This is a genomic window from Scandinavium tedordense (assembly GCF_024764965.1).
In the GTDB taxonomy this organism is placed as follows: Bacteria; Pseudomonadota; Gammaproteobacteria; order Enterobacterales; family Enterobacteriaceae; genus Scandinavium; species Scandinavium tedordense.
The window spans coordinates 12,125-35,640 of the sequence record NZ_JALIGG010000048.1 but is presented as its reverse complement, the minus strand read 5'-3'; the positions used below and the strand labels follow the sequence as shown (position 1 = coordinate 35,640).

Below are 23,516 nucleotides of genomic sequence, written 5' to 3'. Positions count from 1 at the left end.
CGTATCAGGAATTAACAATGGCAACAATGCTGGATGTCTCACTACGCGCAGGCGTGTCGAAAGCGACCGTTTCCCGCGTACTGAACGGCACAGGTCAGGTAAAAGAAAGCACCCGTAAGCAGGTGTATAAAGCCATGGAAGAACTGGGGTATCGCCCGAATTTTTTGGCGCGCTCCCTGGCGAATCGCACCAGTAACAGCATTGGCCTGGTCGTCTCGACGTTTGATGGTTTTTACTTCGGGCGTCTGCTGCAACAGGCCTCGCGTCAGACGGAAACCCACGGTAAACAGCTTATCGTCACCGATGGCCACGACACGCCTGAACGTGAAGAACAGGCGGTGCAAATGCTCGCCGACCGTCAGTGCGACGCCATTGTGCTCTACACCCGCTTTATGAGCGAAAAGGCAATCATGAAGCTAATTAACTCCATCGACATGCCGGTGGTGGTTATCAACCGCGACCTGAGCCAGGCCCGCGATCGCTGCGTATTCTTCGAGCAGCAGGACGCCGCGTTTCAGGCAGTGGAATACCTGATTTCTCAGGGCCATCGTGATATCGCCTGTATTACCGTGCCAATTCATACGCCAACCGGTAAAGCACGCTTGCAGGGCTACCGCAGCGCGCTGGAAAAGCACGGCATTGCCTGGGATCCTGACAAAGTGAAATACGGGGATTCGGGGATGACGCGCGGCTACGAGCTGTGCCTGCAGTTGCTGGAGGAGAAGGCGACGTTCAGTGCACTGTTTGCCTGTAACGATGATATGGCGTTAGGGGCGTCGAAGGCGCTGCATCAGGCAGGCTTACGAATTCCGCAGGATATTTCTCTGTTCGGATTTGATGATGCCCCCAGCGCAAAATGGCTTGAGCCGGGGCTTTCAACGGTCTATTTGCCTATCGACAACATGATAACCACCGCTATCGATCAGGCAATTAAACTCGCCAACGATTTGCCTATCGAAACCCTACCGCCGTTCACCGGAAAACTGGTGCTGCGCGAATCGGTCACCACAGGCCCGTTTTATCAGAACAGTTCCAGCGCCAGCAGTTCCTGAATAGTCTGACGACGACGGATAAGCCGCGCGCTGCCGTTGTCGTACAGCACTTCCGGCAGCAGCGGACGGCTGTTGTAGTTGGAAGACATCGACGCGCCGTATGCCCCGGTATCATGCAGTACCAGATAATCTCCCGGTACCACCTGTGGCAGTTCACGCGTTTCCACTTTCCCGCCTTCCTGCTGGGTAAACACGTCGCCGGATTCACACAGCGGGCCTGCCACCACGGTGTCAACCAATGCCGCCTGTGACAAATCGCGACCGTCCGCTGCCAGAGCGGAAATATGGTGATAGCTGCCGTACATCGACGGACGCATCAAATCGTTAAAACCTGCGTCAATCAGCACAAAGTGACGACTGCCCATGTTTTTCACGCTGCGCACCTGCGCCACCAGTACGCCGGATTCCGCCACCAGGAAACGCCCCGGCTCGATTTCCAGTTTCACCGGGTGACCAAGATGTTTGGCGATTTGCTCGCGGGCAGTATTCCACAGGCCGAAATAGTGCTGGGTATCGATGGTCTCATCGTCGTAACGGTAAGGGATCGACAGGCCACCGCCGGCTGAGATGGCTTCCAGGTCCTGCCCAAACTCAACAACCTGACGCACCATCGCGCCGCACACCTGCTCAAGATGACCGTAGTCCACGCCGGAGCCGATGTGCATGTGAATGCCCACCAACGTCAGTTGATAACGCTGAATGACTTCCAGCGCAGCCGGCAGGTCGCTATACCAGATGCCGTGCTTGCTGTTTTCGCCGCCGGTATTCGTTTTCTGGCTGTGACCGTGGCCGAAGCCCGGGTTCACACGCAGCCATACGCGATGCCCCGGTGAGACTTCCCCAAGCTGCGCCAGCATATCCACCGAACCGGCGTTCACCGGAATTTTCAGCTCGGCTACGCGGACGAGCGTCGCGTCGTCAATCATATCGGCAGTGAACACAATGTCGTCCGGGTGCGTTTCAGGATCGTATCCCGCCGCCAGCGCACGTTCGATTTCACCCAATGAAACGGAATCCACCTTCACGCCCTGTTCGCGCATCAGGCGCAGGATGTGAATATTGGAACAGGCTTTCTGTGCAAAACGCACCACGTCGAACTGGCTCAGTTGCGCAATTTGCTGGCGGATAATCGCCGCATCATAAACCCACACCGGACAGCCAAACTCGGCAGGCAAGCGCAGCAGGTTCTCGGCATTGAGGTCAGTTTCAATCGTATTCAGTGGGCGTGGCATGGTGAACTCCGGTTTATTTGCTTTTAACCGATTACGCCACAGCGCCAGTGGAATAAAAAATATCGTTTTATCCAGACTTCATGCAAAATTGATATAGACCCAAGTAACTTCAAGATACAGGTAGGCGGCAATCGAATGAATCCCGATGAGCTTACTCAAGTAAGTGATTCGAGTGAATGAGAGCAGCCAACACCCCTGCAACTTGAAGGGCGACGGGTATAGATAACGTAATGAAAGGAATTGCCATGCCAGCCGTGAATTTGCGCCACATCGAAATTTTTCATGCGGTGATGACCACTGGCAACCTGACGGAAGCCGCAACAATGCTGCACACCTCTCAGCCAACCGTCAGCCGGGAGCTTGCCAGGCTTGAGAAAGTGCTGGGCCTAAAACTGTTTGAGCGCAACCGTGGGCGTTTGCACCCGACGGTGCAGGGGCTGCGGCTGTTCGAAGAGGTGCAACGCTCGTGGTACGGGCTGGACAGAATCCTCAGCACTGCAGAAAGCCTACGGGAATTTCGTCAGGGCGAGCTATCAGTGGTGTGTCTGCCGGTGTTTTCGCAGTCTTTTCTACCGGCGTTGTTGCAGCCGTTTCTGGCACGCTATCCGGACGTCAGCCTGCAAATTGTACCGCAGGAGTCGCCTTTGCTGGAAGAGTGGCTATCGGCTCAGCGCCACGATTTAGGGCTAACAGAAACGCTGCACACGCCACCGGGCACCGAGCGTACGCCGCTGTTGAGTATGAATGAAGTGTGCGTGTTACCTGCGGCTCATCCTTTGGCCCAGAAAACCGTCCTCACGCCGCAGGATTTTGAAGGCCAGAATTATATCAGCCTGTCCAGAACGGACAGCTATCGCCAGTTGCTCGACAACCTGTTTGCCGAACACAGCGTGCATCGGCGGATGGTAGTCGAAACCCACAGCGCGGCATCCATTTGCGCGATGGTGCGGGCGGGTGTAGGGATTTCCGTCGTCAACCCGTTTACCGCGTTGGACTATGCCTACGGCGGGGATAACAGTGGGATCGCGATTCGCCGATTCAGCGTGGATGTGCCTTTCACCGTCAGCCTGATTCGTCCACTGCACCGACCTGGCTCAGCGCTTGTCGATGCATTTATCACGCACCTGCTAAACGGCGTGCCGTCGCTGGTCACACCGCTGGAGGAGATGCTCAACCGCGTCAGGAAAGGATAAAGTCGACGGCGCCGGAGGCGTGCAACGCCGCAGTATCAAACACGGGAATGGGGCTGCGTTCTGTCGGCACCAGCAGGCCAATTTCGGTACAACCAAAGATGACGCCTTCAGCGCCCTCACCGACCAAACGTTCAATCACCTGTAAATAGTATGCGCGTGACGCCTCGGTGAAGTTACCCAGGCACAGCTCTTCAAAGATTATCTGGTTAATACGCGCGCGCTCGTCGGCTTCGGGAATAATTGTGTTCAGCGAAAATGCCTGTTCGAGGCGTCCCCGATAGAAATCCTGTTCCATGGTGTAGCGCGTACCTAACAGCGCCACGTTTTTAACACCCTGCTTTTCAATCGCGCGCCCGGTGGCATCAGCGATGTGCAAAAACGGTACCCCGCAGCGCAGCTCAATATGTGAGGCCACTTTGTGCATGGTATTGGTACAAAGCACGATGCCTTCGGCGCCAATGCTTTCCAGATTTGCCGCCGCTTCAGCGAGGATCTCGCCCGCTTTATCCCATTGACCCGATGACTGACAGGTTTCTATTTCCTGAAAATCAACGCTGTGCATGAGGATCTTCGCCGAATGCAGGCCGCCCAGGCGCTGCTTGATCCCTTCATTAATCAGACGATAGTAAGGGATCGTCGATTCCCAACTCATGCCGCCAATCAGGCCAATCGTTTTCATGGAGTATCCTTTTCTGTGTTTCCGACAGTGAAACAGAGATGTGATCAACTTTCCACTTCTCCACGCATAAGTTTTCATTTCGGGCAGGCTGCGATAAGTTGAATGAAACAATGTTTCACTCTGAGGTTCCCACTATGTTTGTGCAGCATAAAGACACCACCCTGGAAGATTTGGGCAACGGCGTGAGCCGTCGGATCCTGGCCCATGGCGGAAAAATGATGGCGGTAGAAGTGCATTTTGAGACCGGAGCCGTAGGCCCGATGCACAATCATCCTCATGAGCAACTGACCACCGTGTTGTCAGGCGAATTTGAATTTACTATTGGCGATGAAACGCAGATTGTCCGCACCGGGGATACACTCTACAAACAGCCCCACATAATGCACGGCTGCGTGTGCCTGAAAGCCGGTGTCCTGCTCGATACCTTCACGCCAATACGTGAAGATTTTCTGTCATAAAACAGCTTTGCGCGGCGACGAGTTTTTTTACCCCCTGCGTTATTCATGGTGGGCCAGCGTTTCCCGAAGCGTCGCGATTTGCATCTGTTCGGGTCACACATTATGACGGGCTCGCAGGCGGTATCACAGTCAGGGTCCTATCTCTGGATGAGAAAGGGGGAAAATAAAAAAGAGAAGGTTACCCTTCTCTTTTTGTTGATTTTTTCACCCGGGAGAAACGTGCGCTTATGCCGTTTTCTCCTCAAGTAGCAGTGGCGCTACACGAGATTCACGAGCGTGCTGGAACAATACCACGCCACAGCCAATCATCCCGCCCAGCAGCGCCGCCAGCAGTACGATCAGCGATTTTCCCGGGCCATCTTTTTTCACTGGCAAAGACGGTGACAGCTGATAATTGACGACAGGGAACTGAACGTTCTGAATATTCAGCTGCTCAATTTTTTTTAAGCGATATTCACGGTTAAGAATTTCGGCATTCAGCTCCGAGACATCGTTCATGCCTTTTTCGATTTCCAGCTTCTTATTGATCCCGTCTGTACCGAGAGTCACTGAGAAATCCGGGTCATCTTTTATCGTCTGACCATTGCTGTACACGGGTTTATTAATTCCTGCAGCTTTTGCCACCTGCAAAGAATAATTCAGCCGTTTTATTTTGGTCTCTTTTTCATATTCCAGCTTCGCGCGATCCAACTCCAGACGCTGTTTTTCGACCTGAATTTTCATCGCCACGGTTTCGTTGATATTTGACATGATCTGTTTGACCACTTTATGCGCGACGAACTTCATGTAGCCGGCCAGAATACTTTGTGTTTCTTCAGGCTGTGGACCGGTAAAAGAAAGCGTCCAGGAGTGATACGGCGTCGTGGGTTCTTTTTTATTACTCGCATCATCCACGGCTTTCATTTTCTCAGAGACTGCCACCACGGCGCGATACAGCTCCGCAGGTTCAACGTCGACACCGTCGAATTGGCTCATCAGCTGTGGCGATGATTTCACGAATTCTTCCAGCATTACGGAGGAGTTAAATTTCTTGATGAAGAGATCAAAAATGCTGGCGCTATCGACGTTGATATCCACGTCGAGAACCTTCACCGTGGCGAGCAACGTGTTGAGCGGCACCAATTGGGTACGCTCGGCCGGGGTGATCACCGAGCTGCTGGTCCATTTTTGAGGTAGAAAGAAGCTAATCGCCAGCGCCATCAGTGCAAAACAGAAGACGGTTCCCAGAATCCGTTTTTTCGCACTCCATAGGATGTCTACTAGCGCCAAAAGATCGATTTCTTGCCCATGGGCAGGAACATTGTCAGGACGGGGAAAAGGAATAATAGCGTCCGATTGCGGTTTAATATCCATAGTTGACATAGTGTGTGAGTCGCTGCGCATAGAGGTAATTTCAATCCAATATATCCCCTCAAGAATTCTCTGAAAACATTTAATTTCGGAAAATACGCTATTGCACGCTATTCAAGGACGAACTACGCACCGGCGCTTTGTTTTCCGCGCCTCGGACGATACCTACTCAAACTCGTAGTTGATTAATTCCGTTAATTGTTTTATTGAAACATAGCATTATGCGTAGAAATTCACGCCGTCGATCAACGCCAATTATATTTAGCGAGTGAATATAAAAAGCCCCGCTATTCAGCGGGGCTATCATTCAAAATCAGAGGTATTACCGTGCCAGCCAGCCGCCATCTACCGCAACGGTATACCCGTTAATGTAATCTGAGGCGCTGGAGGCCAGGAAGACGACCGGGCCCATCAGGTCAGATGGCAAACCCCAGCGGCCCGCAGGGATACGGTCGAGGATTTCGGCACTGCGCTGTTCATCGGCACGCAGCATTTGAGTGTTGTTGGTCGCCATATAACCCGGCGCAATCGCATTCACGTTGATACCGTGTTTTGCCCATTCGTTAGCCAGCAGACGGGTGACACCCATCACGCCGCTTTTCGATGCGGTGTAAGACGGCACACGGATCCCGCCCTGGAAAGAGAGCATGGAGGCGATGTTAATGATTTTTCCGCCGTTACCCTGGCTAATGAAGTGCTTCGCCGCCGCCTGCGCCATGAAGAACACGGCTTTGATGTTCAGGTTCATGACGTCATCCCAGTCTTTCTCGCTGAACTCAATCGCGTCCTGACGACGAATCAAACCGGCATTATTGACCAGAATATCGATATGACCGAACTCGGTCACCGCGCGCTCCAGCAACTGAGGAATGCCGTCGATATTACGCAGATCGGCGGTCAGGCTCAGGAAGCGACGACCGCGGGCGGTGACTTGCTCCATCGTTTCAGTCGGCTCAACGATGTTAATGCCGACGATATCGCAGCCCGCTTCCGCCAGACCAATCGCCATGCCCTGCCCTAAACCGGTATCACAGCCGGTGACTACCGCGACTTTACCTGCCAGTGAGAATGTGTCGAGAATCATAGTAAGTCCTTATTCATTTCGCGCCTGTTTCAGACAGGCAAGATTATTGGCTGTCCGCGACCTAGCGCAGATCCTTCACCGCAACGTGGTCCATATCATCGAAGACCTGGTTTTCGCCGACCATACCCCAGATGAATGTATAAGCCTGAGTACCCACGCCAGAGTGAATAGACCAGCTCGGTGAGATCACCGCCTGCTCGTTGTGCATCACGATATGCCGCGTCTCCTGCGGCTGTCCCATCATGTGGAACACGCAGGCGTCATCGGCCATGTTGAAATAGAAATAGACTTCCATCCGACGTTCATGGGTGTGGCACGGCATGGTATTCCACAGATTGCCCTGATCCAGTTCGGTCAGGCCCATGCTGAGCTGACAGGTTTCCAGCACGTCCGGAACAAAGTATTTATTGATCGTGCGACGGTTGCTGGTGAGGTTATCGCCGAGCGTCACCGGTGCCACATAGGCAGGGGTCACTTTTTTGGTCGGGAAGGTGCTGTGTGCTGGCGCGCAGTTGTAATAAAACTTCGCCGGTTTTGCCAAATCGACACTGGCGAACACGACTTCTTTCGCGCCCTTGCCGACGTACAGCGCATCGCGATGGCCTATTTCGTAGCACTTGCCATCGACCGTAATGGTGCCTGGCCCGCCAATGTTAATCACACCCAGTTCACGGCGTTCGAGGAAATAGCTAACACCCAGCTGCTTGCCCACTTCACCGCCAACGGAGACGGTCTTCGCGACCGGCATAATCCCTCCCACGATGATGCGATCGATGTGGCTGTAAACCATGGTGTATTCATCCGCGACAAATACCTGTTCAACTAAAAATTCGTTGCGCAGGCCCTGAGTATCGAGGGTTTTGGCGTGCGCGCTGTGGATGCTTTGTCTGATGTCCACGGTAACCTCCAGCAAGAGTGATTCATTTTGAAAAGCGGTTTTGCTTTTCCGTTGAGGCCATCTTAATCCTCTGCCAGAGTCTTTTCAATTACAAATAAAACAGCGTTTCATTTTTTCTGCATTAAAATACCAGAAATGCAAATGCGATCACGTTACTGACCAATCGCCCATAACACACTTTAATTAAATTATTTTAAAAACAATAGATTACAAAACCTTTAAAAAAGGCCGAATGTATAAAGAAAGGGAGTGTAAAAATAAAGATGTATCGCAGGAGCGGAAGGTCGTTGGCCCGGTGAGCAGAGCGCCACCGGGAAAAGTAAGTTTATTCGCGCTCGACGGCCAGCGCCACGCCTTGCCCACCACCAATGCACAGTGTGGCCAGCCCTTTACGGGCATCGCGCTTGATCATCTCATGCACCAGCGATACCAGAATACGGCAGCCAGATGCGCCAATCGGATGGCCCAACGCGATCGCCCCACCGTTGACGTTGACGCGTTTTTCATCCCACTCCAGCACTTTTCCGACGGAAATCGCCTGCGCGGCAAATGCTTCATTGGCTTCGATCAGATCAACGTCGTTCAGCTGCCAGCCCACACGCTCGAGACAACGCCGGGTGGCATACACCGGGGCAATACCCATTAACGCAGGATCGACGCCGACGCTAGCGAACGCGCGGATCCGTGCCAGAATCGGCAGATTAAGCGCCATCGCTTTGGATTCACTCATCATCATCACCGCCGCTGCGCCGTCGTTAATGGACGATGCGTTACCCGCAGTGACCGAGCCGAGCGTGTCGAACGCCGGCATCAAGCGCGCCAGCCCTTCGGCGCTGGCGTCGGTGCGCGGCTGTTCATCGGTATCCACCACCTGAGCCAGACCGTTTTTCTGCAGATTCACCACTGGCACGATTTCATCGCGGAAGCGGCCAGAATCAATCGCCCGGCGTGCCTTCTGTTGTGAGCTGAGCGCCCAGGCGTCCTGCAACTCGCGCGAAATGCCGTATTCACGCGCCAGGTTTTCCGCCGTCACGCCCATGTGATAGTCGTTGAATGCATCCCACAACCCATCATGCACCAGGCTGTCGATAAGCTGGCTGTTGCCCAGACGCGCACCGGTGCGGCTGTCGGTTAACACATGCGGCGCACGGCTCATGTTCTCCTGACCACCCGCAATGACCACATCGGCTTCGCCGCACTGAATGGCCTGGGTTGCAAGATGCAGCGCCTTCAGACCCGAGCCGCAAACGTCGTTGATGGTTATCGCAGAAACGGTATTAGGCAGGCCGCCTTTAATCGCGGACTGGCGCGCAGGGTTTTGCCCAGCGCCTGCCGTCAGCACCTGTCCGAGGATGACCTCATCCACTTCCATGGGATCCAGTCCGGTACGTTCCACCAGCGCTTTCACCACCACACTTCCCAGCTCTACTGCCGTAAAGCACGACAATGCGCCCTGGAAACAACCAATCGGCGTTCGAACTGCACCTACGATAACGACGTCTTTCATCCCGACCTCAGCGCAAATAATCAGCGCTATAGTAGAGCGTTGTTATCAACAATTATCGTAATTGTTTAAAAAAAGTGAGTTTTATCACAAAGAAAATGACCGTCATATAACATTCATTTTACCTCGAATGACTACCCCTCATTCTCCCTCCCCCGCCCTGGTTGAAATAAGGTAAACTCGCCGCTGTTTTTTAGTTATCCGGTTTAAATATTCAAAAAATGTCAAAACTATGGTCAAAAGACGAAACGCTGTGGAGTTTCGCGTTATATGGTACTGCTGTGGGTGCGGGCACCTTGTTTCTACCGATTCAGTTAGGCTCCGCTGGGGCGATGGTGCTCATGATTACGGCCTTGGTCGCCTGGCCATTAACCTACTGGCCGCACCGCGCGCTGTGTCGCTTTATTCTCTCCGCTAACTTGCCTGCCAACGTCGGGATCACCGGTGCGGTGAACCACTATTACGGCAAGAAAATCGGCAATCTGATCACCGCTCTGTATTTCATCGCCTTCTTCGTGGTGGTGCTGATTTACGCAGTCGCCATTACCAACTCCCTCACCGAACAGCTGGCTCAGCATATAACGGTGACGCTTGGGGTGCGGATGCTGGTGAGTCTTGCGGTGGTGCTGGTGCTGAACCTGATTTTTCTGATGGGCCGCCACGCGACGCTAAAAGTGATGGGCTTCCTGGTGTTCCCGCTGATTGGCTACTTCCTGTTCCTGTCGCTGTATCTGACCGGATCCTGGCAACCGGCGATGTTCAGCGGCCAGCTAACGTTCACCCCGCACACGCTTCACCAGGTGTGGATCTCAATCCCCGTGATGGTTTTCGCTTTTAGCCATACGCCAATTATCTCGACTTTCGCCATCGACAGACGCGAAAAGTTCGGCGATGAGGCTATGGATAAATGCAAAAAAATTATGCGGGTTGCCTATCTCATCATCTGCCTGAGCGTGCTGTTTTTCGTTATCAGCTGCCTGCTGGCGATTCCGGAAGGTTACATCACCAACGCCAAAAACGAAGGTGTGACAATCCTTTCCGCGCTGGCGATGATGCCTGCGGCACCGCATTGGCTGGCGGTATCCGGCATTATTGTGGCTATCGTTGCGATGTCGAAATCGTTCCTCGGCACCTATTTTGGCGTCATTGAAGGGGCGAGTGAAATCGTGCAGGCGACGCTGAATCAGGCGGGCATTCGTAAAAGCCGCGCCTTCAACCGCGCAACGTCGATTCTGCTGGTATCTACTCTGACCTTCGTGGTGTGCTGCATCAACCCGAACGCCATTTCGATGATTTATGCCATCAGCGGCCCACTGATTGCGATGATCCTATTCATCATGCCAACGCTCTCCACCTATCGTATCCCGGCCCTCAAGCCGTATCGCTCGGTCGGCAGCTTTATCACCCTGGTTGTCGGTTTACTCTGCGTCTCGGTGATGTTCTTCAGCTAATCTCTGATGCGGCAGGCGACTGCCGCACATTCCGTTAAACTTTCTTACCCGCATTCCTCAGGCAATCGGTTTACACTTACCCGCTAAAGCCATCATGAGGAAACCATTATGTCCAGCGTTAAACAGTCCGGCAGCTTTACTCTTGGCAATCGCGAAATTTGGCGTTTGGGTTACGGTGCGATGCAGCTCGCCGGTCCGGGCGTGTTTGGCCCGCCGAAAGATCCTGAGATGGCGGTAAAAGTCCTACAGGCCGCGCTCGACGCAGGCGTGAACCATATTGATACCTCCGATTTCTACGGCCCGCACGTTACCAATCAGCTGATCAAAAAAGCGCTGCATCCGTATCCGCAAGAATTGACCATCGTGACCAAAGTCAGCGCCCGTCGTGATGAACAAGGGAACTGGCTGCCTGCGCTGTCTGCGCCGGAGCTGACTCAGGCCGTCGAAGACAACTTGCGAAATCTCGGTCTGGATGTGCTGGACGTGGTCAATCTTCGCAGCATGATTAGCGTGCATGGCCCGGCAGAAGGTTCGCTGGCAGAACCGCTGGAAACGCTGATCAAACTGAAAGACCGTGGTCTGATTCGTCACATCGGTCTGAGCAACGTCACCGCAAAACAGGTCGAAGACGGCATGAAAATGACCGACATTGCCTGCGTGCAGAACTTCTATAACGTGGCAAATCGTCACGATGACGCGCTGATCGACACCCTTGCGGCGAAGAACATTGCCTACGTACCGTTCTTCCCGCTCGGTGGTTTCTCGCCACTGCAATCTCAGGAAATCAACGACATTGCGGCCAGCCTTGATGCCACGCCAATGCAGGTCGCGCTGGCCTGGCTGCTACAACGTTCGCCGAATATCCTGTTGATCCCAGGCACGTCCTCACTCGGTCACCTGAATGAGAACCTTGCCGCCGCCGCGCTCACGCTGCCGCCAGAGGCGCTGGACGTGCTGAATAACCTGCCACAGGCGGCGCAGCACTAAGACTTAAGCGCCCGTGCAATCTCTGCCGTTATAACGCGCTGAGAAACTGTTTTTCCAGCGTGCTGATAGTGCCGTCCTGCTTTAACTGGCTGACGGCACTGTCAATTATCTGCCGCGTCTTTTCATCCCCTTTGCGCAGCCCAATCACACGGGTCGACGTCAACACCGCCAAAAGCTGGTTGCCGCTCTGGCAACATCTTGCCGCCGGGGAAACGAGTGCGTTAAAGCCGAACTGAAATAATTTTTTTACGCCAGCGTAACTTTTTCATCACCTCCGGCGAACTGTAGGAGAAGACCTTTTCCCTACGTGACTGGAGCTGACCATGATTGCTGTGAAACATCGCTTATCTCTGCTGACCGCCGCCGCGGCCTTTGGCCTTTCGCTGATGGCGTTCAACGCTGACGCCGCTCTACCGGCAGGTGCCCAGGCGCCCACTTTCCAGCTGCAAGGTGCGCTGGCGGGTAAACCGCTGACCTTCTCACTGCAGCAGGCGCTGCAAAAAGGCCCGGTGGTGCTCTACTTCTTCCCGGCGGCATTCACCAAAGGCTGTACGCTGGAAGCCCATGATTTCGCTGAAGCTACCGATGATTTTAAAAAGCTGGGCGCGACGGTAATTGGCGTTACCGCCGGGAACGTCGATCAGGTGGGCAAATTCTCCCAGCTGGAATGCCGTAACAAATTTGCGGTCGCCGCCGATCCGGGCGCGAAAGTCGCCGCTGAGTACCAGACGCAAATGCAGATGGGTGGTAAAACGCTGTCTGACCGCACCTCGTTTGTCATTGCACCGGACGGAAAAATCCTAATGAGCTACACCGACCGCAACCCGGATGCCCACATCCAGAAAACCATGGATGCGGTAAAACAGTACGCCCAGTCGCACTCCTGAGCGCTGGCTCTCCTGAAAACGAATAGAGACGCGCTATGCTAACCGCCCTGTTCGCCGCCTTTTTAGGCGGCATTATTCTCAACTTTATGCCGTGCGTATTTCCGGTGATTTCGCTAAAGGCGTTTGGCCTGATCCGCCATGACGGCGATCTTTCCAGCGCCCGCCGCGAGGGCCTCGGTTTCCTGCTCGGGGTCATTGTCACCATGATGGCGCTGGCCGGAATATTACTGGCGGCGCGGGCCGGTGGCGCGGCGGTTGGCTGGGGCTTTCAGCTTCAGTCGCCGCTGGTAATTTCCCTGCTGGCGCTGGTTATTCTCGGCGCGGCGCTCAATCTGCTCGGCGTGTTTGAAGTGGGCTTATCGCTCCAGCGCGCGGGGGAAATATCCCTCGGACGCGGCGCGTTTGTTCGCTCGGCACTGACCGGCGCACTGGCGATCATTGTCGCCACGCCGTGCTCGGCCCCCTTCATGGCGAGCGCTATTGGCTACGCGCTGGTTCAGCCTCCGGTCATTTCCCTCGCGATATTCTTTGCGCTGGCACTGGGGTTTGCCGCGCCGTTTACGCTGATTTCACTGTTCCCGGCGCTGGCCAAACGCCTGCCGCGCCCTGGGGCGTGGATGAACACCCTCAAACATGCGTTAGCGTTCCCGATGCTGGGGGCGTTTGCATGGCTGGTGTGGGTGTTGGCGCAACAGGCTGGTACCACGGCGCTCGGTACTCTGCTGGCGGGTTCGGTGGCGCTGAGTTTCGCCGCCTGGCTGTACGGGATTGCCCAGCGTCGGCATCTCGCCGGACGCGGTTATCGGGTGATGTACGCCGTCACCGCCGCGCTGCTGGTTGCGATTCTGCTACCCCTCCCGAGTGTGATGAAGCCGATTGAAACGGCCGAAACCACCGTCAGTACCGCGCCAATCAAATGGACGCCGCAAACCGTGGCCGATCAGCGCGGGCACGGTAAAGCCATTTTTGTTAACTTTACCGCGTCGTGGTGCATCACCTGTCAGGTGAACGACAAAACCTCGCTGTTGACTCAGGCGGTGAAAGAGGCGCTGGCGCGCACCGGCACGCTGTATATGGTGGCAGATTCGACTAAATTTAATGCTGATGTCGATGACGCACTCAGCCAGTTCGGTCAGGGTGGATTGCCGATGTACGTGGTGTACCCTGCCGACGGCGGCGCACCGAAAGTGTTGCCTCAGGTGTTGACCCCGAGCATTGTGGTCAACGCCCTTAATCAGGCGGCCGGGAAAAAGGCGTGATCTCCGCAGCAGCGGCGCGCCAGGCCGTTCCGGCGCCAAGCAGCAAGGCGGAATATGGGTAAGGTGGAAGTCCCGCGCGACGCGTGGCCCGCGTTTATGGCGCGCGCCCAGGCAGGTGACCGGCAGGCGTATACGCAGCTGTTGCAGACGCTGGTGCCGGTTATCCGCGCGATAGTCCGCAAACAGGTGGACGACGAGGTGCTGACCGAAGACGTGATACAGGACGTGCTGCTCACCCTGCACCGGATCCGTCATACCTACGATCCCGCCAGCCCTTTTCTGCCGTGGCTGATGGCGATTTCTCAGGCCCGCGCCATTGATGCCCTGCGCCGTCGCGGACGTCGCGACCGGAGGGAAGTGGTTGAGGATGAGACGACGCTGAACGTGCCCGACAACGCGCTGGCCCTGAAAGCTGAAATGCTGGACGTCGGCGAGGAACTGGACGGCTTTTTAAACCAGCTACCCGCTCGCCAACGGCAGCTGGTGGAAGATGTGCATTTGCAGGAAATGAGCCTCGCCGAAGCTGCTCAGGCCAATAATCTGACGGTCGGCGCGGTCAAATCGCTGCTACACCGGGCGTTGAACAATCTTCGTCGTTATGGAGCCCATCATGGACAGTCATGAGGCATTAATCGAAAAGCTCAGCCGTAGCGCGGCCCCCGTGAAACGCGCTCTGCCGGTACACTGGCGCGTGGCGAGTTGGGTACTGCTGGCCCTGCCTGCGGGCGCCCTCGCGAGCCTGCTGCTTCAGCGCACCGCCACCGACTGGTCGCAGCCGGGCGCTGCGTGGGCGATGGCGCAGCTGGGACTGGCGTTTACCATGGGGTTGCTGGCGATCAATGCCGCATTCACGCTCAGCATTGCCGGCCGCCGGCCGCTGAATATGCGCTGGCTACTGGCGCTGGCTACGGTTTGGCTGGGGTCGGTGCTGGTAAATATCGGCCACCCGCCGTTGTCGGCCAGCAGCCTGCATGACACCCACTGCTACACGTTTATGGTTACGGTCAGCGTGCCGATGGTGGCGCTGGTGATTGGCTATTTGCGCAGGACCCGCACGCTAACCCCGCTGCGCAGCCTGGCGCTTTCCGGCACCGGCGTGGCGGCAATGGCGCTCACGCTGCTGACGTTCTGCCATCCGGTGCATCTGCACCCGGAAGATTTCCTGATGCATCTCGCGGCAATCGTCACTATCGTTGGGGCAACGGTGGCGCTCGGCTGGCGTTGGGTTAGCGCTTACTGAGGGCTAAACGCGCCGCGAACAGCAGGAACGCGGCGCCGGTTGCGCGATCCATCCATTTCACCACCGCCTGTTTTTCTTTCTCATTCTGCGTTCGCAGATTCGCTACGCGCATCATGTGCGGGTTAAAAACTGTTAGTGGTTCGCGGGCGTATCGCTTAAAGAAATGACAACAGGGGGCGCAATATCCCCTGTTTTCTATGAGACCGTTGGTGGTTGCTCGTTCAAACTACGCTCTGATCTCAGCTGGTAGAAGTAATAAGCGATGCTTGAGGTCAGGCACAACGTATAACCGAACGACTCAGCGCCTTCTTCAACCATGTTTTTCACGACCCGAAGATACTCATCTCCGAGCACTGATTCCCATAGCGAGTGCATACCGAACAATCTTGAAAAGACTAAAATACATAACAACCCGGAAATCATCATTCCGTAGTAAGGCGTAAGCGGATAGCGTGAAAGTTCAGCCAATGTCCTGCGATGTTGTCTTGCTGTGTAAGCAATCACAATGATGGAGGAGAATAAAGCAAACCATACCCAGCTACCGTGAGAGATGAGATCGAATAAACCATCGAGTTCACGAATCAGCATCGCAAGGAAAAAACCACCGATCAGGAGATTACAGTTACGCATGAATGCGGAGTCATTAACCAACTTGAAGTGAATGACTATTATCATCGCAAGCATTCCTGCTTGAAGTGTTTCGGTTACGGATATCTCGCCGAGTTTATCTTGCAGAACATGCACATCGAGCCACAAACCGAACAACACAGCACTTGCCAAAACGGCAGCAAGAAGAATGTAAATCATGGTGCGTACTAAAGGCATAACAATCCCATTAAGTGTATCTAACGCGATGTTACAACTTTCAGAGACAAGCAGATTGGCTTACCGTGTTATTCCTACCCTTTTCTAATATTCGAGTTTATAAGTGGTCTCGCAGTCTATTTGCGAGGCAGGGTCAGTGCACGGCTACGCCTGCGTTTTGGCCCAGTAGCCACGCGGAAACAAGCTAAGGCTCACGCTCTTTTCGTGGTTTTAATGGTGTTTATTGCTTTAAAAATGCCAGAAATCACACTTCAGGCAGAGAGAGTCCCTCCCCCTATTGCCTACTGAACGCAATAGGCTATGTTGACTTTTAGTTCCTCAAATGTAACTAAAAGGTTAACTACAATGTCGAACACATTCCGTATTTCTCTGATCTCTGCCGCAGTTTTCATTTCATCCTCCGCGTTCTCAGCCCTGCCGCAGGGCTATCCGGCTGACTATCAGCACGTTGTCGATGCCGCGACTAAAGAAGGCAAAGTGGTTATCTACTCCACCACTGACACCAAAGCCGCCGGGCCACTGATTAAAGGTTTTGAAGCGACCTATCCGGGCATTAAAGTTGAATATAACGATATGAACAGTACCGAACTGTACAACCGTTTTATCAGCGAACAGGCCGCAGGCGGCGGCAGTGGCGACGTGGTCTGGAGCTCATCGATGGATACGGCGCTCAAGCTCGCCACCGATTACGCCCAGGAGTACACCTCACCTGAACAGAGCCAGCTGCCGAAATGGGCGGTGTGGAAAAATAAAGCCTACGGCACGACCTACGAGCCAGTGGTCTTTATCTATAACAAACGGCTGATCCCGGCCAACGAAGTCCCGGATTCTCACGCGGCGCTGGCAAAGCTCATCGCCAGCCAGACCGACAAATTCAAAGGCAAAGTCACTACCTACGATATCGAGAAATCTGGCCTCGGCTTTATGCTCTCGGTACAGGATTCCAAAGCCGATCCTAATTATTTCAAAACCCTGGCTAACGTAGCCAAAGGCGGCCTCGCCGTACAGTCCTCGACCGGCACGATGATGGAAAGAGTCTCCTCGGGCGAAAACCTGGTCGGTTTCAATATCCTGGGTTCCTACGCAGAAGCACGTGCCAAAACGGATCCCTCACTGGGGATTTCCTATCCGAAAGATTACACCCTGGTGCTGTCGCGCGTCTCCTTCATCAGCCAGCAGGCGCAAAACAGCAATGCCGCCAGGCTGTGGCTGGACTATGTGCTGTCTGAAAAAGGGCAGAGCATTCTGGCGAATCAGGCCGACATTCCGTCTATCCGCAACGATATCGAAGGGAAAAACGACATCGACGGCATGACCAAAATGTTGGGCAACGCGCTGAAACCAATCCCGGTTGATGAATCTTTGCTGGAATACCTGCAGCCTAAAAAACGTCTGGATTACATCAAACAGTGGCGCACCGCTGCCGCAAAATAGTGGCATAAAATGGGGAATGGCGTTTCGCCTATTCCCCTACAACAGCAATTCGTAGGTCGGATAAGCGTGAGCACCATCCGACATCTAAGGGACGTCGTATGAATGCATTACGCAGAAAGTGGCAAAGCCTGCCGCGTGGCATTGTGGTGTTGATAACCGCGCTGGTTATCTACACCCCGCTGTCGTTCATCGTGATACAAAGTTTCCTTTCCGCTCCATTCTTCTCGCCGTCGAAGGAGTGGAGCCTTGAATCCTTTGGCTTTATTTTCACCGATCCTGATTTCTACAAGGCCCTCAAGAGTGGCTTTATTCTGGCGTTCGGCCTGGTGATTATCGCGATACCGCTCGGCGGGGTGCTGGCGTTCCTGATGGTGCGCACCGATTTACCTGGCAGACGCCTGATCGAGCCGCTGATCCTCGTACCTATCTTTGTTTCGCCAATGGTGCTGGGCTTTGGCTACGTGGTGGCCGCAGGTCCGGTGGGCTTCTTCTCGCTGTGGGCGCAATCGCTGATTGGCTTCGTGCCGTGGAACATCTACGACATGTCGAGCATCGTGGTGATCGCCGGTCTGACGCACGTGCCGCACGCCTATTTGTACATCTCCTCGGCACTGCGCAGCGTCGGTTCCGATGTGGAAGAAGCCGCGCGTATCGCCGGGGCATCGCCGTTGCAGGTGATGACCTCCGTGAGCTTGCCGATGGTGAGACCGTCGATTCTGTATGCCATCGTGCTGCTGTTTTTCCTCGGGCTGGAAGTGTTCGGGCTGATGCTGGTACTGGGCGATCCGGAAGGCAATATGGTGCTGGCGACCTATCTGTACCAGCTCACCAACAAACTCGGTACGCCGTCCTATCATCTGATGGCGGCGGTCGCCGTGGTGCTTATTTGCATCACTATTCCGCTGGTGATGTTGCAGCGCCGATTGATGCGCACCGCCAACCGTTTTGTGACCGTGAAAGGGAAAGCCTCGCAAGCGCGCGCGTTGCCATTGGGCAAATGGCGCTGGGTTGCCGGTGCCGTCGTGGCTTTCTGGCTGACGGTGACCATTGGCGTGCCGCTGTTGGGCGTTATCCTGCGTGCCTTTATCTCCAATTGGGGCGTTGGCGTGTCCATCTGGAATGAGCTTTCGCTCGACACTTTCCGCACCATCTGGGCGCAGCCGAATCTGCTGCGGGCCATCGTCAACTCGATGGCGATTGGCGTCTTTGGCGGCGCGCTGGCGGTGGGCTGTTATCTGTTTGTCGGCATCGCTATGCACCGAAAACCGGACAACACCACCCGCTTCCTCGATTACAGCGTGCTGGTTCCGCGGGCGGTTCCCGGCCTGCTCGCCGGGCTGGCGTTCCTGTGGATGTTCCTGTTTCTGCCGATGTGGCTCGATAACGCGCTCAAATCCGGCTGGCTTTCAGGGATGCCGTGGTCGCAGTGGCTGCGCGATAACCTGATTGTCTGGCTGCGATCGCTGCGCAGCACCATTTTCAGCGTCTGGCTGGCGTACACCGTGGTGTGGATGGCGTATGGGCTGCGGTTGATTTCCTCTACGCTGTTGCAGGTAGGCCCAGAACTGGAAGAAGCCGCCCGCAGCGCCGGGGCCACGCGCGGACAAATTACCCGCCACGTCACTATTCCGCTCGCCCGTTATGGCCTGATTGGCTCGTGGCTGCTGATGTTCCTGATTTTTGAGCGTGAATATTCAACCGGGGTGTATCTGCTGTCGCCGGGCACCGAAACCATCGGCTCGATGCTGGTTTCCCTGTGGGCGGCGGGCGCGATTGATATCGTGGCGGCGCTGTCGTTTATCAACATTCTACTGGTAGTCGTAGGCCTGGGCATTGCCCTTCGTTTTGGAGTCAAATTACATGATTGAATTATCGGTCGAGAACCTGCATTTAACCTACGGCGACAATCCGGTATTAAAAGGCGTGGCCATGAACCTGAAACGCGGTGAAGTGGTTTCCCTGCTCGGTCCCTCCGGCAGCGGTAAAACCACATTACTGCGCGCGGTTGCCGGGCTGGAAAAACCCACTCAAGGCTCTATCACCATCGGTAGCAACAAAGTGTACGACGGCACACCGCGCAGCGAAGTTCCGGCGGAAGAGCGCAATCTTGGGCTGGTGTTTCAGTCATACGCCCTTTGGCCGCACAAAACCGTGTTTGAAAATGTGGCCTATCCGTTGAAGCTGCGCAAAGTGCCCGCTAAAGAAATGACCCAGCGGGTGCAGGACGTGCTGGACCAGCTCGGGCTGGGGCATCTGGGTAAACGCCATCCGCATCAGCTTTCCGGAGGACAACAGCAGCGCGTGGCAATTGGTCGGGCGCTGGTCTACAACCCGCCGGTGATCCTGCTGGATGAACCGCTTTCAAACCTGGATGCCAAACTGCGCGAAGAGGCCCGCGTGTTCCTGCGCGAGCTGATCATCAAACTCGGGTTATCCGCGCTGATGGTGACGCACGATCAGAATGAGGCGATGGCGATTTCCGATAGGATCCTGCTGCTCAATAACGGAAAGATTGAACAACAGGGCACGCCGCAGGAGATGTACGGCTCGCCGAAAACGCTGTTTACCGCTGAGTTCATGGGCAGCAATAACCGCCTGAATGGCAAAGTCACGGAAATGCGCGACGGCAAAGCGCGGATCGAAGGCCGCGGATGGGCGCTGTGGGGCCTGGCTGGTGAAGGGGTACAAATTGGGCAAGAAGGTACCGCCGTTATCCGTGTGGAACGCGTGGCAATCGTTGATGGCCCGGGTGACAATCAGCTTGAGTTACCGCTGTTGACCAGCATGTATCTGGGCGATCGTTGGGAATATCTGTTCCGCACGGCGGGCGATGATTTTGTTATTCGGGCTTACGGTAACGAGGTGCTCGACCCGAAGAATTGTCATCTGGTGCTGCCGGAAAAACACGTTTGGATCTTCCCGAAGGCCTGACGCTAAAAAGGCACGCCAGTCAGTGGGGATTCGCTTCGCTTATCCCCCACGACTTAACTCACATTTGCTGCCGGTCAAGTCAGGGAAGCGCCACCTGTCTCCCGCTTACTGGCATTCTTCTTCCTGAATCTGGTGGATTTTGTCGAGCTGGTCGCGGTTAATCCGAACGGGGCTTAAATTGCGTGGTGTGGCCATTATGTAGCGGAGATTACAATCACTGCCTCAATAATTGTTATTAATGAATATATTGCGTGTATTTCTGTTAATCAATGAACATCAATGATTACAAATAATTATTAATGAACGGGGTATGTTTATTTAGATAATTCAAAAAAATGGAGTTTTATAATGGCTATCCCGGTTTATCTATGGCTTTACGAGGAAGGCGGAAAATTACTAAAAGGCGGAGTAGACGTTACAGGTAGAGAGGGAAGTATAGAACTGGTAGGGTTGCAGCATGATGTATTTATCCCCAATGACGATTGGACCGGTGGGACTACCGGAACCCGCCAGCATGAGGCGTACACCTTCGAAAAAGAGATTGATGCATCATCCCCGCTCTTATATCGCGCATTAACCACGGGCCGAACCTTAAAGAATGCTGAGTTCAGGTTTTACAGAATTAATGATAACGGCCACGAACAAGAGTATTTCAACGTACAGCTAGAGAACGTGAAGATTTGCCACGTCGTACCGGTGATGTTTGATACAAAAGATCCTGATTTTGAAAAATACGGACACATAGAACACGTTGGCCTGCGTTATGAAAAAATCACCTGGAATTATGTAGACGGTAACATACAGCACGCTGACAGCTGGAAAGAGCGTATAACCGCATAAGGAGATCACACATGGCTAAATGGTTATATAAGCAAAGTACCGGTGAGCTTTATCGCGATGGCAAGTTAATTGAAACAGGCTATTCCGGTTCGCTGACGAATAAAAATAACCCGGACCGTGAAAACGTTCGCGGAATGGGACCAATCCCGCGCGGCATATGGAAAATCGGGCACTCCGGCACCAGCAAAGGCCCGCTTACCATTACGTTAAAACACATCAGCGGCAATGCGTATGAACGTGATATGAAAACGTTCCGTATGCATGGCGATAAGCGTGTAGGCGTTGCAGGATTCGCATCAGAAGGTTGCATTATCATGAGTCCTTCTACGCGTCTGTTAGTGAAAAACGACACAGGGTCTGAATTGGAGGTGGTGAGGTGATTCGCGCGGTTCTGCTATCCCTGGCATTTACATCTGTATTGGTATTCGCCGCCGAACCCGGTAGCGAGTGCGCAACGCCTGGGCGCTTCATTGAACAGGGGCTTTTCTCTGCCTTCACAAAGGATTTAATTATTGCCCCCTCTACCATTGCGCGTGGGAAAACCACGGTGGAAGTATTGAGCATTACGCCTGTTTCTGACGTGTTTGCACGGCAGTTGGCGAAGACTGATAGCGCAACCGGTAACGGATTATCGCAGAGCGACTATTACGGAATTTATCATAATGGTCATGTTATGAATCTGACAGCGCGTTACACGTACACCAGCACAGAAGGGATGCAGGATATTTTCATCGCCTCTGCACTGCTGAACGATGATGAATGCTCAGTCCGCCACAATGGTTATTTGACTGTCTCGCGCGAGTTTTGATAATAAATCCCCTCCCAAAAACACGCCTCCAGTCACTGGGACGTGTTTCACTATCCCCTACTGCCAAACCGGCTCATCAGTATTCGATTTTCCAGGATTGCAGTTTTCACACAATACCTGAAAATTAGAAAACTCAAGTGCCAGCTGCGGGTATTTGCGACGGGGTTTAATATGATCAACATGTAGCTTCACGCCATCTCGTCGAGAACGCCCACCGTAAACACATTTCGCAGAATATTTTTTAAGTGATTGATAAATAAAATTTTTATATTCACCAGGTTTATAGAAATCAACATCGTGTTGAATTCCGGTAGACCTCGCCAGATAACAAAATAAGCGCAATTATGCGACAGGGCTCACAGATACTGGATTTGTAGACTTTTGGAGGCGTTAATATAAGAAGTGAAATTGGAGCGGGTGAAGGGAATCGAACCCTCGTATGCAGCTTGGGAAGCTACCGTTCTACCATTGAACTACACCCGCAAAAGAAGCGCCCGTAAAAGGGGTGAAGGCATTATAGACCTAACGCCTTCACTGACAAGCCTTTCTGCGATTAAGTGGCGATAATATAACCGCTTAGCATTTCGGCTTGCTGCCCTGCGGCGGCAAATAACGCAGCGGATCGATAGCGGTGGCGCGGTAGCGAATCTGGAAATGCAGCTTCACGGAATCGGCATCGCTTTTGCCCATGGTGGCAATCTGCTGGCCGATCTTCACTGACTGCCCGTTATTAACCATCATTTTATCGTTATGCGCATACGCGGTGATGTAATCATCATTGTGCTTAATCATGATCAGATTGCCGTATCCGCGCAGCTGATTCCCGACGTACACCACTTTACCCGCGCCGGAAGCGTAGATCGGCTGGCCGCGCGAACCCGCGATATCAATCCCTTTGTTGCCGCCATCGGCGGTGGAATACCGCAACACCACTTTGCCGCTGGTCGGCCAGCGCCAGCAGCGTTGTCCTACCGGCGGCCACGAAGACTGCGGCACAGCGGAAGATGGTGTGACTTTTGCCGTCCGACCGCTGGATGATTTTTTCGATCCCGAGCTGCCGCTCACTTTCAGGCGCTGTCCCACTTCGATGGTATACGGCGGCGAAATGCCGTTCATGCGGGCGAGGCTGCTGACGCTGGTGCCAGTCATGCGAGAGATTTTTGAAAGCGTATCGCCGCGTTTTACGGTGTACACGGAGCCGCTGTAGCTGCCATCAGAGCCTGATTTACTGCCGGAACAGCCAGCCAGAATCAGCCCGATAAACAGGCACAGAAAAAGGCGTAATGGGTGTTTCATCAGGCGTCCTGCTCTCAAAGTGAGTCCTCGGTGTCGGAAAAACGGATGGCATATGATACCAGTCATAGCCCGTATGCCAATGTTTAGCATGCTTTTTGATGAACGACT

Annotated in this window: 25 protein-coding genes, 1 tRNA gene and 1 pseudogene; 15 read left to right on the top strand and 12 right to left on the bottom strand. The window is 54.1% G+C overall.

Features of this window, described 5'->3' with window-relative positions; translation table 11 throughout:
* The first annotated feature begins 17 nt into the window (after positions 1 to 17).
* Positions 18 to 1,052: a LacI family DNA-binding transcriptional regulator gene (locus MUU46_RS02905; protein WP_159758399.1), complete on the top strand. Its 1,035-nt coding sequence runs from the start codon at positions 18 to 20 to the stop codon at positions 1,050 to 1,052.
* Here the strand turns inward: MUU46_RS02905 and lysA are convergent.
* Positions 1,022 to 2,284, bottom strand: a complete 1,263-nt coding sequence (lysA, locus tag MUU46_RS02900; RefSeq protein WP_159758401.1) for a diaminopimelate decarboxylase — start codon at positions 2,282 to 2,284, stop codon at positions 1,022 to 1,024. The genes MUU46_RS02905 and lysA overlap by 31 nt on opposite strands.
* Before the next feature lie 245 nt (positions 2,285 to 2,529).
* Between lysA and MUU46_RS02895 the strand changes: the two genes are divergently transcribed.
* Positions 2,530 to 3,477, top strand: a complete 948-nt coding sequence (locus tag MUU46_RS02895) for a LysR family transcriptional regulator (protein ID WP_258964719.1) — start codon at positions 2,530 to 2,532, stop codon at positions 3,475 to 3,477.
* Here the strand turns inward: MUU46_RS02895 and MUU46_RS02890 are convergent.
* Positions 3,464 to 4,156 carry an aspartate/glutamate racemase gene (locus MUU46_RS02890; protein WP_258964718.1) on the bottom strand — a complete coding sequence of 231 codons (693 nt, stop codon included), beginning with the start codon at positions 4,154 to 4,156 and terminating at the stop codon, positions 3,464 to 3,466. The two genes, MUU46_RS02895 and MUU46_RS02890, sit on opposite strands and share 14 nt — an antisense overlap.
* A gap of 134 nt (positions 4,157 to 4,290) precedes the next feature.
* On the opposite strand from MUU46_RS02890, the gene MUU46_RS02885 reads away from it, so the two are divergent.
* Positions 4,291 to 4,614: a cupin domain-containing protein gene (locus MUU46_RS02885; RefSeq protein ID WP_258964717.1), complete on the top strand. Its 324-nt coding sequence runs from the start codon at positions 4,291 to 4,293 to the stop codon at positions 4,612 to 4,614.
* Between the two features lie 225 nt (positions 4,615 to 4,839).
* Here MUU46_RS02885 and wzz(fepE) read toward each other — a convergent pair whose 3' ends face one another.
* From wzz(fepE) to MUU46_RS02865, 4 genes are all read right to left on the bottom strand, one after another.
* On the bottom strand, positions 4,840 to 5,976 hold the full coding sequence (gene wzz(fepE), locus MUU46_RS02880; protein ID WP_258964716.1) for an LPS O-antigen length regulator Wzz(fepE): 1,137 nt from the start codon (positions 5,974 to 5,976) through the stop codon (positions 4,840 to 4,842).
* Positions 5,977 to 6,286: 310 nt separating this feature from the next.
* Positions 6,287 to 7,048, bottom strand: coding sequence for a 2-dehydro-3-deoxy-D-gluconate 5-dehydrogenase KduD (kduD, locus tag MUU46_RS02875; protein ID WP_159773814.1), 762 nt, complete (start codon positions 7,046 to 7,048; stop codon positions 6,287 to 6,289).
* 61 nt (positions 7,049 to 7,109) lie between these two features.
* On the bottom strand, positions 7,110 to 7,946 hold the full coding sequence (kduI, locus tag MUU46_RS02870; RefSeq protein WP_258964715.1) for a 5-dehydro-4-deoxy-D-glucuronate isomerase: 837 nt from the start codon (positions 7,944 to 7,946) through the stop codon (positions 7,110 to 7,112).
* A gap of 325 nt (positions 7,947 to 8,271) precedes the next feature.
* Positions 8,272 to 9,453, bottom strand: a complete 1,182-nt coding sequence (locus MUU46_RS02865) for an acetyl-CoA C-acetyltransferase (RefSeq protein WP_258964714.1) — start codon at positions 9,451 to 9,453, stop codon at positions 8,272 to 8,274.
* Between the two features lie 218 nt (positions 9,454 to 9,671).
* On the opposite strand from MUU46_RS02865, the gene MUU46_RS02860 reads away from it, so the two are divergent.
* Positions 9,672 to 10,901 (top strand): amino acid permease, encoded by a 1,230-nt coding sequence (locus tag MUU46_RS02860; RefSeq protein WP_258964713.1) that lies wholly within the window; start codon positions 9,672 to 9,674, stop codon positions 10,899 to 10,901.
* A gap of 108 nt (positions 10,902 to 11,009) precedes the next feature.
* Positions 11,010 to 11,888 (top strand): aldo/keto reductase family oxidoreductase, encoded by an 879-nt coding sequence (locus tag MUU46_RS02855; RefSeq protein ID WP_258964712.1) that lies wholly within the window; start codon positions 11,010 to 11,012, stop codon positions 11,886 to 11,888.
* Between the two features lie 28 nt (positions 11,889 to 11,916).
* Here MUU46_RS02855 and MUU46_RS02850 read toward each other — a convergent pair whose 3' ends face one another.
* Positions 11,917 to 12,054 (bottom strand): hypothetical protein, encoded by a 138-nt coding sequence (locus MUU46_RS02850; RefSeq protein ID WP_258964711.1) that lies wholly within the window; start codon positions 12,052 to 12,054, stop codon positions 11,917 to 11,919.
* 157 nt (positions 12,055 to 12,211) lie between these two features.
* On the opposite strand from MUU46_RS02850, the gene MUU46_RS02845 reads away from it, so the two are divergent.
* The 4 genes from MUU46_RS02845 to MUU46_RS02830 are packed head-to-tail and all read left to right on the top strand — an operon-like array spanning position 12,212 to position 15,274.
* Positions 12,212 to 12,775, top strand: coding sequence for a peroxiredoxin (locus MUU46_RS02845; protein WP_258964710.1), 564 nt, complete (start codon positions 12,212 to 12,214; stop codon positions 12,773 to 12,775).
* A gap of 35 nt (positions 12,776 to 12,810) precedes the next feature.
* Complete coding sequence (locus MUU46_RS02840; RefSeq protein WP_258964709.1) at positions 12,811 to 14,034, top strand: protein-disulfide reductase DsbD family protein; 1,224 nt, start codon at positions 12,811 to 12,813, stop codon at positions 14,032 to 14,034.
* Positions 14,035 to 14,088: 54 nt separating this feature from the next.
* The gene (locus MUU46_RS02835) at positions 14,089 to 14,658 is read left to right on the top strand and encodes an RNA polymerase sigma factor (RefSeq protein WP_258964708.1); all 570 of its coding nucleotides are present in this window, start codon (positions 14,089 to 14,091) and stop codon (positions 14,656 to 14,658) included.
* Positions 14,645 to 15,274 carry a DUF1109 domain-containing protein gene (locus MUU46_RS02830; RefSeq protein ID WP_258964707.1) on the top strand — a complete coding sequence of 210 codons (630 nt, stop codon included), beginning with the start codon at positions 14,645 to 14,647 and terminating at the stop codon, positions 15,272 to 15,274. Before MUU46_RS02835 ends, MUU46_RS02830 begins: the two co-directional genes overlap by 14 nt.
* Here MUU46_RS02830 and MUU46_RS02825 read toward each other — a convergent pair.
* Both MUU46_RS02825 and MUU46_RS02820 read right to left on the bottom strand, forming a co-directional pair.
* Positions 15,261 to 15,350 (bottom strand): annotated as a pseudogene (locus MUU46_RS02825) (LysE family translocator); the annotation flags it as partial. The gene MUU46_RS02830 and the pseudogene MUU46_RS02825 overlap by 14 nt on opposite strands.
* Before the next feature lie 119 nt (positions 15,351 to 15,469).
* Positions 15,470 to 16,099 carry a transporter gene (locus MUU46_RS02820; RefSeq protein ID WP_258964706.1) on the bottom strand — a complete coding sequence of 210 codons (630 nt, stop codon included), beginning with the start codon at positions 16,097 to 16,099 and terminating at the stop codon, positions 15,470 to 15,472.
* A 345-nt stretch (positions 16,100 to 16,444) separates the two neighbouring features.
* On the opposite strand from MUU46_RS02820, the gene MUU46_RS02815 reads away from it, so the two are divergent.
* From MUU46_RS02815 to MUU46_RS02790, 6 genes are all read left to right on the top strand, one after another.
* Positions 16,445 to 17,533 (top strand): ABC transporter substrate-binding protein, encoded by a 1,089-nt coding sequence (locus MUU46_RS02815; RefSeq protein ID WP_258964705.1) that lies wholly within the window; start codon positions 16,445 to 16,447, stop codon positions 17,531 to 17,533.
* A gap of 98 nt (positions 17,534 to 17,631) precedes the next feature.
* Positions 17,632 to 19,401 carry an ABC transporter permease gene (locus MUU46_RS02810; RefSeq protein ID WP_159758435.1) on the top strand — a complete coding sequence of 590 codons (1,770 nt, stop codon included), beginning with the start codon at positions 17,632 to 17,634 and terminating at the stop codon, positions 19,399 to 19,401.
* Positions 19,394 to 20,464, top strand: coding sequence for an ABC transporter ATP-binding protein (locus tag MUU46_RS02805; protein WP_159758437.1), 1,071 nt, complete (start codon positions 19,394 to 19,396; stop codon positions 20,462 to 20,464). Before MUU46_RS02810 ends, MUU46_RS02805 begins: the two co-directional genes overlap by 8 nt.
* Positions 20,465 to 20,812: 348 nt before the next feature.
* Positions 20,813 to 21,304: a type VI secretion system tube protein TssD gene (tssD, locus tag MUU46_RS02800; RefSeq protein WP_258964704.1), complete on the top strand. Its 492-nt coding sequence runs from the start codon at positions 20,813 to 20,815 to the stop codon at positions 21,302 to 21,304.
* Between the two features lie 11 nt (positions 21,305 to 21,315).
* Positions 21,316 to 21,684 (top strand): tlde1 domain-containing protein, encoded by a 369-nt coding sequence (locus MUU46_RS02795; protein WP_159758441.1) that lies wholly within the window; start codon positions 21,316 to 21,318, stop codon positions 21,682 to 21,684.
* The gene (locus MUU46_RS02790) at positions 21,681 to 22,112 is read left to right on the top strand and encodes a Shiga toxin A subunit (RefSeq protein ID WP_258964703.1); all 432 of its coding nucleotides are present in this window, start codon (positions 21,681 to 21,683) and stop codon (positions 22,110 to 22,112) included. The genes MUU46_RS02795 and MUU46_RS02790 overlap by 4 nt, the downstream gene beginning before the upstream one ends.
* A 57-nt stretch (positions 22,113 to 22,169) precedes the next feature.
* Here the strand turns inward: MUU46_RS02790 and MUU46_RS22940 are convergent, their stop codons facing one another.
* From MUU46_RS22940 to actS, 3 genes are all read right to left on the bottom strand, one after another.
* Positions 22,170 to 22,454, bottom strand: a complete 285-nt coding sequence (locus MUU46_RS22940; RefSeq protein WP_374684983.1) for an HNH endonuclease — start codon at positions 22,452 to 22,454, stop codon at positions 22,170 to 22,172.
* 67 nt (positions 22,455 to 22,521) lie between these two features.
* Positions 22,522 to 22,595 (bottom strand) — tRNA-Gly (locus MUU46_RS02785).
* A 93-nt stretch (positions 22,596 to 22,688) separates the two neighbouring features.
* A complete protein-coding gene (gene actS / locus MUU46_RS02780) occupies positions 22,689 to 23,426 on the bottom strand; it encodes an amidase activator ActS (RefSeq protein ID WP_159758463.1) in 738 nt (245 codons plus the stop codon).
* Between the last annotated feature and the right edge of the window lie 90 nt (positions 23,427 to 23,516).

Excerpts from the sequence above, each read along its gene's own strand:
- MUU46_RS02885 (WP_258964717.1), top strand. The coding sequence starts at position 4,291 with ATGTTTGTGCAGCATAAAGACACCACCCTGGAAGATTTGGGCAACGGC.
- MUU46_RS02860 (WP_258964713.1), top strand. The coding sequence starts at position 9,672 with ATGTCAAAACTATGGTCAAAAGACGAAACGCTGTGGAGTTTCGCGTTA.
- MUU46_RS02805 (WP_159758437.1), top strand. The coding sequence starts at position 19,394 with ATGATTGAATTATCGGTCGAGAACCTGCATTTAACCTACGGCGACAAT.
- MUU46_RS02855 (WP_258964712.1), top strand. The coding sequence starts at position 11,010 with ATGTCCAGCGTTAAACAGTCCGGCAGCTTTACTCTTGGCAATCGCGAA.
- MUU46_RS02895 (WP_258964719.1), top strand. The coding sequence starts at position 2,530 with ATGCCAGCCGTGAATTTGCGCCACATCGAAATTTTTCATGCGGTGATG.
- tssD (WP_258964704.1), top strand. The coding sequence starts at position 20,813 with ATGGCTATCCCGGTTTATCTATGGCTTTACGAGGAAGGCGGAAAATTA.
- MUU46_RS02830 (WP_258964707.1), top strand. The coding sequence starts at position 14,645 with ATGGACAGTCATGAGGCATTAATCGAAAAGCTCAGCCGTAGCGCGGCC.
- MUU46_RS02795 (WP_159758441.1), top strand. The coding sequence starts at position 21,316 with ATGGCTAAATGGTTATATAAGCAAAGTACCGGTGAGCTTTATCGCGAT.
- lysA (WP_159758401.1), bottom strand. The coding sequence starts at position 2,284 with ATGCCACGCCCACTGAATACGATTGAAACTGACCTCAATGCCGAGAAC.
- kduD (WP_159773814.1), bottom strand. The coding sequence starts at position 7,048 with ATGATTCTCGACACATTCTCACTGGCAGGTAAAGTCGCGGTAGTCACC.
- MUU46_RS02820 (WP_258964706.1), bottom strand. The coding sequence starts at position 16,099 with ATGCCTTTAGTACGCACCATGATTTACATTCTTCTTGCTGCCGTTTTG.
- MUU46_RS02890 (WP_258964718.1), bottom strand. The coding sequence starts at position 4,156 with ATGAAAACGATTGGCCTGATTGGCGGCATGAGTTGGGAATCGACGATC.
- MUU46_RS02905 (WP_159758399.1), top strand. The coding sequence starts at position 18 with ATGGCAACAATGCTGGATGTCTCACTACGCGCAGGCGTGTCGAAAGCG.
- MUU46_RS02845 (WP_258964710.1), top strand. The coding sequence starts at position 12,212 with ATGATTGCTGTGAAACATCGCTTATCTCTGCTGACCGCCGCCGCGGCC.
- MUU46_RS02835 (WP_258964708.1), top strand. The coding sequence starts at position 14,089 with ATGGGTAAGGTGGAAGTCCCGCGCGACGCGTGGCCCGCGTTTATGGCG.
- MUU46_RS02815 (WP_258964705.1), top strand. The coding sequence starts at position 16,445 with ATGTCGAACACATTCCGTATTTCTCTGATCTCTGCCGCAGTTTTCATT.
- MUU46_RS02810 (WP_159758435.1), top strand. The coding sequence starts at position 17,632 with ATGAATGCATTACGCAGAAAGTGGCAAAGCCTGCCGCGTGGCATTGTG.
- MUU46_RS02840 (WP_258964709.1), top strand. The coding sequence starts at position 12,811 with ATGCTAACCGCCCTGTTCGCCGCCTTTTTAGGCGGCATTATTCTCAAC.
- MUU46_RS02865 (WP_258964714.1), bottom strand. The coding sequence starts at position 9,453 with ATGAAAGACGTCGTTATCGTAGGTGCAGTTCGAACGCCGATTGGTTGT.